At 68.0% G+C, this 12348-nt stretch carries 12 protein-coding genes and 2 pseudogenes; 9 read left to right on the forward strand and 5 right to left on the reverse strand.

Features of this window, described 5'->3' with window-relative positions; all coding sequences use genetic code 11:
- Positions 1–866 precede the first annotated feature (866 nt).
- Positions 867–1160 carry a hypothetical protein gene (locus OG883_RS46905; protein WP_323181076.1) on the reverse strand — a complete coding sequence of 98 codons (294 nt, stop codon included), beginning with the start codon at positions 1158–1160 and terminating at the stop codon, positions 867–869.
- Positions 1043–1534 carry a TetR/AcrR family transcriptional regulator gene (locus OG883_RS38945; protein ID WP_266551668.1) on the reverse strand — a complete coding sequence of 164 codons (492 nt, stop codon included), beginning with the start codon at positions 1532–1534 and terminating at the stop codon, positions 1043–1045. The genes OG883_RS46905 and OG883_RS38945 overlap by 118 nt, the downstream gene beginning before the upstream one ends.
- A gap of 100 nt (positions 1535–1634) precedes the next feature.
- Between OG883_RS38945 and OG883_RS38950 the strand changes: the two are divergent.
- The 3 genes and pseudogenes from OG883_RS38950 to OG883_RS38960 all read left to right on the forward strand — a co-directional run.
- Positions 1635–1856: pseudogene (locus OG883_RS38950) on the forward strand (LLM class F420-dependent oxidoreductase); the annotation flags it as partial.
- A gap of 104 nt (positions 1857–1960) precedes the next feature.
- The gene (locus OG883_RS38955; protein ID WP_323181052.1) at positions 1961–3697 is read left to right on the forward strand and encodes a LuxR C-terminal-related transcriptional regulator; all 1737 of its coding nucleotides are present in this window, start codon (positions 1961–1963) and stop codon (positions 3695–3697) included.
- 169 nt (positions 3698–3866) lie between these two features.
- Positions 3867–5294 carry an FAD-binding oxidoreductase gene (locus tag OG883_RS38960; protein ID WP_266551670.1) on the forward strand — a complete coding sequence of 476 codons (1428 nt, stop codon included), beginning with the start codon at positions 3867–3869 and terminating at the stop codon, positions 5292–5294.
- Here the strand turns inward: OG883_RS38960 and OG883_RS38965 are convergent.
- A pseudogene (locus OG883_RS38965) lies at positions 5271–6184 on the reverse strand (IS982 family transposase). The gene OG883_RS38960 and the pseudogene OG883_RS38965 overlap by 24 nt on opposite strands.
- 70 nt (positions 6185–6254) lie before the next feature.
- Here OG883_RS38965 and OG883_RS38970 point away from each other — a divergent pair.
- The 5 genes from OG883_RS38970 to OG883_RS38990 all read left to right on the forward strand — a co-directional run bounded on the left by OG883_RS38970 (position 6255) and on the right by OG883_RS38990 (position 9835).
- Positions 6255–6638: a hypothetical protein gene (locus tag OG883_RS38970; RefSeq protein ID WP_266551672.1), complete on the forward strand. Its 384-nt coding sequence runs from the start codon at positions 6255–6257 to the stop codon at positions 6636–6638.
- A 124-nt stretch (positions 6639–6762) separates the two neighbouring features.
- Positions 6763–7782 carry a tyrosine-type recombinase/integrase gene (locus OG883_RS38975; protein WP_266551674.1) on the forward strand — a complete coding sequence of 340 codons (1020 nt, stop codon included), beginning with the start codon at positions 6763–6765 and terminating at the stop codon, positions 7780–7782.
- Positions 7783–7800: 18 nt separating this feature from the next.
- Entirely contained in the window at positions 7801–8121 is a 321-nt protein-coding gene (locus OG883_RS38980) for a helix-turn-helix transcriptional regulator (protein ID WP_266551680.1), read from the forward strand.
- On the forward strand, positions 8118–8972 hold the full coding sequence (locus OG883_RS38985) for a hypothetical protein (RefSeq protein ID WP_266551682.1): 855 nt from the start codon (positions 8118–8120) through the stop codon (positions 8970–8972). Before OG883_RS38980 ends, OG883_RS38985 begins: the two co-directional genes overlap by 4 nt.
- A gap of 662 nt (positions 8973–9634) precedes the next feature.
- The gene (locus tag OG883_RS38990) at positions 9635–9835 is read left to right on the forward strand and encodes a hypothetical protein (RefSeq protein WP_266551684.1); all 201 of its coding nucleotides are present in this window, start codon (positions 9635–9637) and stop codon (positions 9833–9835) included.
- Positions 9836–9932: 97 nt separating this feature from the next.
- On the opposite strand, the gene OG883_RS38995 is transcribed toward OG883_RS38990, so the two are convergent.
- Entirely contained in the window at positions 9933–10502 is a 570-nt protein-coding gene (locus OG883_RS38995; protein WP_266553227.1) for an SMI1/KNR4 family protein, read from the reverse strand.
- A 591-nt stretch (positions 10503–11093) separates the two neighbouring features.
- Entirely contained in the window at positions 11094–11486 is a 393-nt protein-coding gene (locus OG883_RS39000) for a helix-turn-helix domain-containing protein (RefSeq protein WP_266551685.1), read from the reverse strand.
- A 68-nt stretch (positions 11487–11554) separates the two neighbouring features.
- On the opposite strand from OG883_RS39000, the gene OG883_RS39005 reads away from it, so the two are divergent.
- On the forward strand, positions 11555–12226 hold the full coding sequence (locus tag OG883_RS39005; protein ID WP_266551686.1) for a nitroreductase family protein: 672 nt from the start codon (positions 11555–11557) through the stop codon (positions 12224–12226).
- Positions 12227–12348: the final 122 nt, after the last annotated feature.

The following is a 12348-nucleotide window of genomic DNA, read 5'->3' on the forward strand; positions in this document are numbered from 1 at the left end:
AGATTCTCGCCAATCGCCGTAATGAGCTGCGTCACATTGCAGTTCAGGCGCTCTGCGCCGCCTTCTGACGCACTCTCAGCCGGTCGGCTGCCGCTTCTCTGTGTGCACTTCAAGGACTTTGCTGACGCATCGGCTGCGTTCTCGTCGCCCCAGGCGCAGACGGGGACGGTCGAGGTGGCCGTCCCCGTCTGCGTCAGGTCCTTGAACTGGCCGTAGGCGGCGATGAGAACGAGCCCGCGCGGCGGATCGGTGGCGGTGCCGGGGTAGGAGCCGAGGGCTGCCGTCAGGTTGCGCGCGCCCGGACCTGCCCCGTAACTGCCCTTCTGTGCCCTGACGTCCGCCGCTGCCGAACCGTCCTGTGGGCCTGTGCTCATTGCTCAGCGGCATCTGAGGGGACGTCAGTTTGTACTTGGCTTCCGCGAATGCATCGGCGTTGCTCCCGGAGTCGCCGGAGCTGCCCGAATCCCGGCGTCCGCGGAGTCGTTGGGTCACCGGAATTCCCGAATTCCCGGCTTCCTTGGAGGACTTGGACGATTTGGAAATCGCTGTTCATATTGCCGACCGCGGAGTTCGCGCCGACGAGCGCCAGTGCACCCAGGGTGATGCCGCCGATCAGCCAGGCCCAATTCCTGGGCGGGCTGCGGGCTGCCGGCTGCGGGCTGCGGGCTGCGGGCTGGGGGCCGGGGGCCGGCGTGGAGGCGCGGCCCATCGGCGGCTGGTCCCATCCGCCCTGCCCCGCATACGGCTGCTGCGGAAACTGCTGGGACGGCTGTCGGCCGTAGGGGGAGGCCGCTGCTGAGGAGTGCCGTACGGACCCGGGGTCTGCCGGGGCGGTGGCATGGTGGTGACATGGTGATGATCGAGCGCTACGTCACCTGTGCAAACGAGTTCGTAGGGGGTTCCGCGGCGCAACCGGGGGTCTTTCGGCCGCCGCGCACAGTGTCGAGCACGAGGGCGAGCAGTCGCTCGGGCTGCGCGGCGTCGTGGCTCCGGGCCGTGGACAGCGCGATCCCGACGACGAGTTGGACGATGTCGTCGGCGCTCAGGTCACCGCGCGCGGTTCCCTGTTGCTGGGCCTGGGCGAGGAGGGTGCCGGCCGCGTCCAGGATCCGCCGGTGGCAGTCGGGGCCGGTGCGCCCGGTTCCTCTGGGGCGCTCGATTCGTCCACCAGCATCGCGCCGCCCATGCCGTGGTTGACGCGGGCGTGGGCCAGGAACGCGCGCAGCCATTGCGCCGGCGCGTCGTCCGCGGAATCGGAGGAGAGCAGCTTCTCCGCCTGCCCGCACAGCGCCTCGATCCGGTCGCTGAGGACCGCGCTCAGCAGGGCGGTGCGATGGGGGAAGTGGCGGTAGAGGGTTCCGGGGCCGATGTCGGCCCGGCGGGCGATCTCGTTCAGGGACGCCTCGGGGCCGGCTTCGGCGAACACTTCCTGTGCCGCGGCCAGTAGGCGCGCCCGGTTGAGTCGCGCGTCCGTGCGCCGTGCCGGTGGGGCGGAGGCGGCTCTCGGGGTTCCTGCCCGGTCGCTGATCGCCATCGTTCCGTCCTTTGGCTGGCTTCCGGGGTAGCTAACCGGAGGAGTTCTCCGTATCGTAGCGTGCGGCAAGCGGAGAATCTCTCCGTTTTGCTCTGTGTGAGACATCATCGGCGGACCGAGCCGGCGGCTGGTGGACGCGATCGTCGCCCACGGGGACGTGGAAGCGATCCACCGACGCGTCCAGGACCACCTCGACGCCGGCGCGGACCACGTCTGCCTGCAGGTCCTCAACCCCGACCCGGCCGGGCTGCCGGACCGCGAGTGGCGCGAGCTGGCGCCCGCCCTTCTGCCCAGCCGGTCCGGGCCGGCCGCAGGCAGCTGAGCAGCGCCCGGCCTGAGCGCTCCCCGCCTGCTCCATGCCCCCGGGCACGCTCGACGTGGTCGTAATGGCCCGGGGGGAGCTGCCCGCTCCTATCCTGGTGAGGAATGGCCCTGCTCGTGGCGAACGAGAAGGGAGCCGCGATGGCTGAGCGGATCACCGGCGCCGATGAGGCGGCCGAGCAGGTGATCAAGCAGGCGATCAGGCAGGCCCGGGACGCCGTTGCTCGCGAGGCGTGGGCCGATGCGTACGTCGCCCTGCGCGACGTCGACCCCGACCTCATGACTCCCGACAACCTCGCCGCACTTGCCGATGCCGCCTGGTGGACCAGCCGCGTCGAGGAATCGATCGCGGCGCGGACGAAGGCGTACTCCGGCTACGTGGCGGCAGGCCGCGCGCGGCAGGCCGGATTCAGCGCCTGGATGCTCTTCTACGAGTATCAGCTGGCGGGTCGCACGGCCGCGGCCGCCGGCTGGCTGCGCCGGGCGCGGCAGCACCTCAGCGGCGAGCCCGAGTGTGTCGAGCAGTGCTATCTCGTCTGGATGGAGGCGGAGGAGGCGCAGCGACGCGGCGCGTTCGACGAGGCCATGGCCTGTGCCCGCCGCATGGGCGACATCGCCCGGCGCTGCGACAGCCCAGATCTGCTCGCCATGAGCGCCCAGGTGCAGGCCGGCGTGCTGCTCGCGCAGGGGCGGGTCGCCGGCGGGCTCGCACTGCTCGACGACGCCATGTGCTCGGCCATGGCGGGCGAACTCAGCTCGTTCTTCACCGGGTGGATCTACTGCCTGGGTCTTCAGCAGTGCATGGCCTCCGCGGACCTGGAACGGGCCGTCGAGTGGACGGACGCGGCCATGACCTGGTGTGCGTCGATGCCCGAGGAGAACAACTTCCGGGGTCTGTGCCGGGTACACCGGGTGGAGGTGCTCGAGCTGTGCGGCGACTGGCCCCAGGCCGAGACCGAAGCCGCCACGACCTGCAGGGAGCTGCTGCCCTACGAGGCTCGGACGGCCGCGGAGGCGTTCTACCTGACCGGAGGCATCCAGCGGCGGCGCGGCGACCTGGCCGCGGCCGAGGCATCGTACGAGCGCGCCCACGAGCTGGGCCGCGACCCGCAGCCCGGACTCGCGCTGCTGCGGCTGGCCCAGGGCAAGGCCGACTCCTCCGCCGCCGCGCTGCGGATCGCTCTGGCGGCCGACGACGGCGACCAGGGGCCCGACCGCCTCGGGCGCTGTCGGCTGCTGGCGGCTCAGGTGGAGATCTCGCTCGCCCTGGGGCAGCTCGACCAGGCCCGTACGGCGGCGGACGAACTGGAGTCGACGGCGCGCGAGTGGCAGAGAAGGCGCGAGTCCGAGAGGACCGTGCTGCATGCGACCGCTGCTGCGGCGGGCGGCGCGGTGGCGTTCGCCGACCGCGACCTCGATCGGGCGCTGAGCCTCCTGCGGCGTGCGCTGGCGCTGTGGCTGGAACTGGGGGTTCCGTACGAGGCGGCGCAGGTCCGCATGACTCTCGCCGCGGCCGATCGTGCCGCGGGGGACGAGGAAGGCGCGCGACTGGAACTCCAGGCCGCGCAGGCGGTGTTCGGGCGGTTGGGCGCACGGCCGGACGAGCGGCGGGCGGTGGCCCTGCTCGGCGATGTGCAGCATCGGCTCCCCGGCGAGCTCACCGAGCGCGAGGTCCAAGTGCTTCGTCTGGTCGCGGCAGGCCGGACCAACCGGTCCATCGCCTCGGAGCTGGTGATCAGCGAGCACACCGTCGCCCGTCACCTCAACAACATCTTCGCGAAGCTCGAAGTGTCCTCCAGGGCCGCCGCCACGGCGTACGCGTTCACACACGGCCTCGCCTGATCCCACCCGTGTACTGCGTACGCGGGGCCGGCGCGTCCCCTGCGCATGGGCCTTTCTGCCCATGCGCGCTGCCGCGATATGGGCGGATCCGGCGATGAGCCCGGCGCGTGCGCATGCCTACAACAGTGCTGTACCCCTTTCCCGGCGAAGCGGAGAGCAGGCGGCGGCCATGACCACCTACACATCGGCCATCGACGACCAGCAACTGGAACGACTGCAGGGGGTTGTGCACGGCGATGTCGTGCAACCCGGCGATCCCGACTACGACGAGGCGCGCAAGGTCTACAACGCGATGCACGACAAGCGTCCGGCGATCATTGTCAGGGCCGTCGACACCGGCGACGTCGTCGCTGCCGTCGACTTCGCCCGGGAGCAGGGCCTCATGCTGGCCGTGCGCGGCGGCAGTCACAGCGTCTCCGGCTACGGCACCTGCGACGACGGCCTGGTGCTCGACCTCGGGCGGATGCGCGGAATCCGGGTCGACCCACAGGCGCGTACGGCCCGGGCGGAGGGCGGGTGCACCTGGGCGGATCTCAACCACGCCACCCATGTCTTCGGCCTCGCGACCACCGGCGGGGTCGTGTCCAGCACCGGAATCGGCGGGCTGACCACGGGAGGAGGCATGGGCTATCTCGCCCGCAGGTGCGGGCTGGCCTGCGACAACCTGATCTCGGTCGACATGGTCACGGCGGACGGGTCGTTCCTGACCTGCACCGAGGAGCAGAACGCCGACCTGCTGTGGGGGGTGCGCGGCGGAGGCGGGAACTTCGGCGTCGTCACGTCCTTCGAGTACCGGCTGCACCCGGTGGCCGACATCCTCGGCGGACCGACGTTCTACCCGCTCGACGGTGATGTGATGAGGCGGTACCGCGAGCTGATCGCGGAGTCCGACGAGACGTTCAGCGCCCTGCTGGCCGTCACGCTCGGCCCGCGCCTCCCGTTCCTGCCCGAGCGCTGGCACGGGCGGCCGCTGTGCGGAGTGGTCACCTGCTGGACCGGTCCCGAGGACCGGGACGACCAGGTCCGCGCCCGTCTGGGCGAGCTCGGCCCGGTCGTGGGACAGCACGTCGGCCGTATGCCGTATCCGGTGATCAACACCCTCTTCGACGAGGAGCTGCCCGCGGGTCTCTTCCACTACTGGAAGGGCACTTTCAGCCGGGGCCTGCCCGATGGTGCGATCGACGCGTACACCGAATTCGGTGCCACGACGCCCACCATCCAGAGCGCGACGGTGGTGTTCCCCATCGACGGGGCCTGCCACAGGGTGGGGCCCGAGGAGACCGCGTTCGCCTACCGGGACGCCGACTTCTCGACCGCTCTCAGCCCCACGCTCCCTACGCGCGCCGAGTGCGAGGACACCATCGGCTGGGCGCGCGCCTTCCACGGAGCCCTCAAGCCCTACTCCCAGGAGGGCGGCTATGTGAACTTCATGGACCAGGACGACCAGGACCGGGTCGAGATCAACTACCGGCAGAACTACGACCGCCTGACGATGCTCAAGCAGCGCTACGACCCCGGCAATCTGTTCCGCCTGAATCACAACATCGAGCCCTGGATGATCTATTCCAAGGGGTCAGTGATCGTAGGCGATCAGTGAGCGTTGGACGGTTTGTCCGGTGGCGTCGTTGTGCCAGATCGCGGCGGTCAGCGCGAGGATGCGTTGCATGACGCGGGCTATGACACCTCCGGGTGTGCGCCCTCGGTGCCGTTCGAGGTCAAGCTGCCCCTTGAAGGTCTCGTTGATCGATTCGATGACCTGTGGCAGCGGCTTGAACAGGGGTGCGCCAGGCCGTTCCCGTTCACCTTTACGGGCAGGCCGCAGCAACTGGACTCCATGCTCGGACAGTTCGCGTTCGAAACCACGGCCGAAGTAGTTCTTGTCGCCGATGAGAGTCTGTCGGGGGCGCTCTCGCAGAAGCTCGCATTCGGCTGCCAGGAGGTCAAGGAGGGTCTCGCGTTCGTCGGCCTTGGCCCCGGTCAGGGCGAAGGCGATGGGCAGGCCCTGAAGGGTGCAGACCAGGTGCAGGCGCAGGCCCCAGAAGAAGCGGCTGTGGCTGGCGCAGTAGCAGTATTCGGCCCAACCTGCCAGGTCGGAGCGTTTGACGGTCTCGCGGGAGCGGCCGCATTCCACCGGGTGGAGTCCACGACCCATACGTCGTCGCTCCACACCGAGGTGGTGGTGGCCAGGATCCGGTTGACGCTTCGCATCGGACCGGCGGCCTTGCGCAGCCGCTTGTTGTAGCCGGGCTGCTGGGGCAGGTAGGGGAAGAGGTGGCGCAGGTGGGCACGGGCATGGCGGAGCCATGTGGCCTCGGAGGTGTAGCCGAGTATGACCTGCATCGTGGCGAGGGTGAGCAGTTCGGCATCGCTCAGGCGGGGCGTAATGCCGACCGGCGGGCGCCACGGCGCCAGGTCGGGACGCTCCTTCAGCATGTCGTCGGTCGTCGCATAGAGTGCTGGCCCGAGGGTGTCCACGTCGTTCGTCACAAAACGATCTTGGACACCCTCGTTCTCGTCTCAGCAGGCACCCCTTGGACCACACCACCAGGAGGAACCAGTGTCATACCCGCAACTGCTCACCCCCGAGGAGAAGCTCGCCGACGCGAAGAAGCTGTTGAGCCTCCCGCGTATCGTCGTGATCTGCGGCTCCACCCGCTTCATGACCGAGATGACCGAGGCCGATCTGCGGGAGACCAAAGCCGGAAAGATTGTCGTCAAACCGGGCTGTGACATGAAGTCGCCGCACGAACTTTGGTCCGATCCTGTCGAGGCCGAGGCGCTGAAGGTTCGACTCGACGATCTGCACCGGGCGAAGATCCGGCTCGCTGATGAGGTGCTCGTTGTGAATGTGCGCCTGAGTTCCCCATCGCCCCGCTCCCCGCGAGCGGTGCCCCCGGTCCTGCGGAGTGCGTCGACGGCCCTCCGTCACCCTCAAGGGTGAACAGCGAAGAAGTCTCAGAATTGATGAGCTTCCATCTGGCAGCCTGAGATTCCGCTGGGCATGGCGAAGTTGAGGGGACGGGATGTCGCTTGCTGTCGTTGCACCAATCCGATCTCGACCGCTGTTGCAGTCACCGCAGGACATAGCGGACTTCGAGCAGGACCTGCTGTCTGAGTTCGTGCTCGCCCGGGCTGCGGCCGGGATCGCCGACGAGACGATCTCCGGCGACGTGGATGCGCTGATGGAGGTGCGCGGCTGGTGCGGCCGCCCGCTCTGGGAGCTGATCCCGACTGACCTCGACCGGTTCTTCGGCGAGGACCAGCGAAGGCTGGCCACGCTGACCAAGGTCCGCAAGGCGCACGCCCTGGCGACGTACTTCGAGTTCCTGGAGGTGCGGCATCAGGCCGATTTCCACGCGGCGACCGGCGTGCTGGTGCAGTGCCCGGTCGATGAGATCAACCGCCCACGAGGCAAGACCAACATGCGGGTGCGGATCCCGCCGCCGGCCGCGGACGTCGATCGACTCTTCGCCGGATGGCGCGACGATCTACATTCGGCTCGGAAGTACGCACCGAGTGTCCGTAACTACACCGCATGCCGCCTGGCCAGCCTCATCGGCCCGCGGGTCTCGGAACTGTGCCTGCTCGAAGTCCACGACATCCGCTGGGACCTGGGCACCTTCGGCAAGGTGCTGCTGCGCGGCAAGGGCAGCCGCGGTCAGAAGAAGGAGCGCCTGGTCCCGCTCATCAACGGTTCTCGTGAACTCCTCGAATGGTGGCTCCAGGGCCCGCGGTGGGAGTTCGACGGGCACCTCGATGAGCCCGGTGCACCGCTGTTCCCCTCCGAGCGTCGCGATCCCGGTGGCCGCTGCAAACGCGTGAGCACCAGCGCGATCCGGGGCGCGCTGGCGGAGACAGTGGAGCGCCACCTGCCTCGCTGGTCCGGCCGTGCTACTCCGCACGCGCTCCGGCACTTCGCCGCGTCCGATCTGTACGCACAGGGCATGAACGTCGTCGCTATCCAGGAGCTGCTCGGTCATCGCTGGATCAACACCACGATGATCTACGTCCACGTCAACAAGACCCACATCGAGGACGCCTGGACTTCCGCCGGCCAGCGGGCCGCGTCCCGGTTCACCGGATAGCCCAGGACAGGAGCCGTCATGAAGTGGAACCTGCGGCTGGCCGCCGCGCAGCGCGACATCTGGAAGTCCTCGCAGCTGCAGTCGATGCTCGCCGACGCGGGCCTAACGATCAGCGCCGGGAAGATGTCCAATCTGTGGTCCGGGCAGCCGGTCACCATCCGCCTGGACGACCTCGACATCATCTGCGAGGTCCTGGGCTGCCAACCCAACGACCTTCTGGCCCCGGAGCCCGAGAAGGCCCGCGCTCGGCGTCCCGTAAGCACGTCCGCCCCGGCGGCGGTCGCGGGCGAGCACCCCAGGATCGAACGTCGGGTCGGTCGGACGGAACCACCGCTGTGAACCTGCGGCCCCGGCCGTGCAAGCAATGCGGCAACAAGATCGCGGAGTACGGCCGGCTCCGCTGCTTCAGCTGCCTGCATCCCGAACTTCCGCCGCCGACCTGCAAAGCATGCGGCAGCGACGCCCACTACGTCGGCGGCTACTGCCGTCGCTGTCATCCCCGCGTGCCGTACGCGGACAGCTGCAGCGACTGCCTCGCCTGGGGCACCTGGCACCGCCACGGCCGCTGTGCCGCCTGCACCTCCTTACGAAACCGCGGGCACGAGACCGGCACCTGCGCGACCTGCCGCCGCACCGTGCCGCTCCTCAAGCACGGAGTATGCCGACTGTGCCGCTGCCAGGCCCAAGCCGTTCCACGGACCTGGCAGCGACCGGACCTCACCACCGCGGCCACCACCGGGCAGCAGCTGTTCATCGCCGATCTGGTCCGGCGGGTCCACCTTGCCGCCCAGACGCGGGAGCGCGGCTCACCCGAAGCGCACCAGCACACTGGCCTTTCATCCAGGGCGATGCCTCGGTGGCGTCAGGAGCCGCTGTTCATCGCCGAGCGGGACATGTCGCGCGTCACCGTGCCCGATGTCGAACCCATCGATCCCACCTTCACCGCCTACGTCTCCGTGCAGGCCGAGGCAAGCGCCGAGGCTCAAGGCTGGTCACCAGCCTTGAGCGAGCGGGTGCTGCGAAGCCTGTACCTGCTGACCGCCGTCCACGGCCCGCATGAAAACATCAAGGCCAGCACCGTCGCCACTCTGCCGCGCCAGCGAGCCACACGTGCCGTCACCCGGGTCACTGAGGTGCTCGCCCACCTCGACCTCCTCGATGATGACCGCATCGACTCCCTTGACGCGTGAATCCACCGCCGGCTCAGCAACGTGCACCCGGAGATCCGTGCAGAAGCCCTCGTGTGGATCCGCATCGTCAGACACGGCGGGCCCCGCCGCCGTCCCCGCTCGACCGCCACCGTCCGCAACCAGGTTGACGCCTCGATCCCATTCCTCCTCGACTGCTCGAAGCGCTACCGCACCCTTCGCCAGGTCACCCGCGCCGACCTCACAGAGTGGCTGTCCCAGTGCGCGGCACCGCACAACGAAGCCGTCGCGCTGCGCAACATGTTCAAGACCCTCAAGAGCCAACGGCTGCTGTTCGCCAACCCCGCACGCGGCCTGAGCCTAGGGGCGAAGCCCAGCTCGGTGCCCATGCCGCTGAGCCCCGATACGATCCAGACATTGGCCGCGGCCGCCGAGGGCGACCCCGCCCTGAAGCTACTGATCGCCCTCATCGGCATTCACGCGCTCTACCCCCACCAGGCTCGCGAATTGCCCTTAGCTGCCGTCGATTTCACCGGCGGCCGGCTCTTGCACGGCGACATCGACCACCCCCTCGACGCCTTCACCCGTCAGGCCGCCGCCGACTACATCCAACTCCGGTACTCACGCTGGCCACACGCCCGCAACCCCCGCCTGTTCCTCAGCTCGCAGACCGCCCACTCCTGCACACGGTCACCATCGGCTGGATGCAGCCCCTGCTCAAGGATCTTCCGGTCACCGCCCAACGCCTCCGCGAGGACCGGATCCTCGAAGAGGCCGCCGTCACCGGCGCCGACCCGCAACATCTGTGCGCGGTATTCAACATCACCCCCGACACAGGACTGCGCTACACCCGGACATTCCACCCCGACCCCTTGTCCGACCGAGACCAGGAGGACAAGCCGTAACTGGCAACCGCCCCGACTGTGCCCCCGTCACCGACTCCCTCGCTCCAGCCAGGGCGAGGGCGGATTGGCAACGGCAGTCACGCGGTTGGGAACCGTCTCACGACCAGACGAGTCGACCTTCGGCGACCTCACAGACCGGGTAGCTGCCATCGGCGATCTTCGTCAGTATCTCCGCTACGGAGTCGAAATAGTGGGCCATCGATTCGTACTCGCCCGTGACCGTGATCTCACCCACGAACCAGCTGCCGACGCGCCCGTCCCGCACATCGATGAACTTTCCCATCCAGCCGTCCTGGTCCGAAAGGAACGGGATCCACTCATTACGCCAGAACGGATTGCCCGGCTGGTCCGGAGGGTCGAATCCACCGGGCCTGGAGCGGTTCGCGTAGAGCTTCTCCATCGCCCGGACGCCCAGAAAGAAGCTCCCCTCGTCCGGGAACCCGTCGAAGCCGCAGCATGCCACTTCGTCGTCGACATCTTCCTCAGGCAGATCCAGATTGTTCTGCAACAGCCACGTCCGCAGATCCCCAGGGAGGGAGATGCCCATTCGTTCCTCGGCGGCCGCGAGCATCTGCTCCGTAGCGGGCCCTGGCAGATCCGCGTGATCAGCCGGGGCGTGCTGCTGAAGAAGAGTCATCACGCGAGACCAACTCTCAGCCACACTCATTGCCCTCTGCCCTCTCTGCACAAATGCCTCCTTCCGACCGTGTCACGGCCGAGGCTGCGAAGTGCCGACCGGAGGACCTTGCAGGGATAGTACTTCGAGCATGCTTCCTGGCCCCCTCCCCAGTGGCAAGACTGAAAACGTTCACTGCCCCGGGCACATAAAACGTCATGCACTTCGACACCGAATCAGTCGGAACCGAGCCGTACACAGCCGAGGATCCCGGGCGGCCGGGCCAAGTTCGTGGTGCCAGCGCCTCAGTAATCGCGAACTCAGGCGCTTTAGTCGGCGACTACATCGGAGACAGCACCCGAGCCGAAATCGCCTACGCGCGGTCGCTGGGCAAGCCCGTGCGGTTCACGCACCCCGAAGTCGACCCTGACGCCTGACCGCCCGCTGCCACCTCGACAACCAGGGCCGGCAGCCCGCCGCCTGACCGTCTCGCGGTGGCTTTGGCCGCCGCCCACCCCACACCCTCCGCAGGCATCCCTTGGACTTGATCATCTGGACGATCAAGTCCTGTGTCGGGGCGGGGAGTCACCGAAGTGACGACTCCCCGCGAGTGTCACTGCCTCCTGCATTCGGAGCAGCAGATCATTGGGCTGGGGATTCGGCGGTGACACGGGCCCGGGCCCCTTCGATCTCGTTGATGTGGGCTTCCGTCCATTGCCGGAGCGCGGTGATGGGCTCAGCAAGGCTCTCGCCGAGCTCGGTCAGGTTGTACTCGACCCGGGGCGGGATGGTCGGGTGCACCGTGCGGGTGATGAAGCCGTCAGCCTCGAGACTGCGCAGTGTCTGGGTGAGCATCTTCTGCGAGACGCCCTCGATCCGTCGGCTCAAGTCGGTGTAGCGCATGGTGCCTTCGAGGAGGGCGTCGACGACCAGGATCGTCCACTTGCCGGCGATGTGGTCAAGGACCTGGCGCGTCGGGCACTTCGCGGAGTAGGCGTCGGCCGGTAGTCCGGAGGATTCCACCACGGTCTTCATATCGGGAGAGTAGCGCACCAAAAGGTGCCCTCTTCCCTATGGAGAGTCCCTCTCCAATAGTGAGTGTCATGACGAATCGCATGCTCTCTGTCGCGGACGCGATCCGCACGCGCCGCACCGTGCGCCACTATCAGCCCGATCCGATCCCGGAAGCCGCCCTGTCATCGTTGCTCGAACTCGCCGTCGAAGCGCCTACCAGCTGGAATCTGCAAGACCGGTCGATCGTCGTGGTCGCCAGCGACGAGGGTCGCGAAAGGCTCGCCCGGGCCACCGGTGGACAGCCGCAGCCGCAGGAAGCCCCCGTCGTGCTGGTCTTCGTCGCGGAGCCGCAGTCCTGGCGTGACGACCACAGCGACATCTACGACCGCGCCCGGCGCGACGGAGCATGGAACGACGACTTCATCGCCATGTTCTCCGCGGCATCGACAACGTTCCAGGAAGACCTCGACAAGCGCGGTCTTCTCCGCGAGTACGCGGTCAAGGACGCAATGATCGCGGCCTCGTTCGTGATGCTCGCCGCGACCGAGATGGGCCTGGCGACGTCGCCGATGAACGGCTGGGACGAGGACAAGGTGAAGAAGGTGATCGGGATCGACGACCGCGACGACCTGGCCATCGCACTGCTCGTGTCCGTCGGCTACCCGGCGGAGGAACGGCGCCATCCCGGCCGGCGTCCCCTGGAACGCAACGTCTTCTACGAACGGCACACTGCACAACAGAGCACCGCACACCTGGAATAGGCATCCTGCCCAACTCCGCGTCCGGGGACGGCAAGCAGGGTGTCCAAGATCGGCCTGTGAAGAATGACGAAGAATGACCAGGACGCCCTGCTGACTGCCTTGCACGTGAAGATCGACCACGA

The organism is Streptomyces sp. NBC_01142 (genome assembly GCF_026341125.1).
GTDB lineage: Bacteria > Actinomycetota > Actinomycetes > Streptomycetales > Streptomycetaceae > Streptomyces.

Excerpts from the sequence above, each read along its gene's own strand:
- OG883_RS39000 (WP_266551685.1), bottom strand. The coding sequence starts at position 11,486 with ATGAAGACCGTGGTGGAATCCTCCGGACTACCGGCCGACGCCTACTCC.
- OG883_RS38960 (WP_266551670.1), top strand. The coding sequence starts at position 3,867 with ATGACCACCTACACATCGGCCATCGACGACCAGCAACTGGAACGACTG.
- OG883_RS38980 (WP_266551680.1), top strand. The coding sequence starts at position 7,801 with ATGAAGTGGAACCTGCGGCTGGCCGCCGCGCAGCGCGACATCTGGAAG.
- OG883_RS38995 (WP_266553227.1), bottom strand. The coding sequence starts at position 10,502 with ATGAGTGTGGCTGAGAGTTGGTCTCGCGTGATGACTCTTCTTCAGCAG.
- OG883_RS38945 (WP_266551668.1), bottom strand. The coding sequence starts at position 1,534 with ATGGCGATCAGCGACCGGGCAGGAACCCCGAGAGCCGCCTCCGCCCCA.
- OG883_RS38990 (WP_266551684.1), top strand. The coding sequence starts at position 9,635 with ATGCAGCCCCTGCTCAAGGATCTTCCGGTCACCGCCCAACGCCTCCGC.
- OG883_RS38955 (WP_323181052.1), top strand. The coding sequence starts at position 1,961 with ATGGCCCTGCTCGTGGCGAACGAGAAGGGAGCCGCGATGGCTGAGCGG.
- OG883_RS39005 (WP_266551686.1), top strand. The coding sequence starts at position 11,555 with ATGACGAATCGCATGCTCTCTGTCGCGGACGCGATCCGCACGCGCCGC.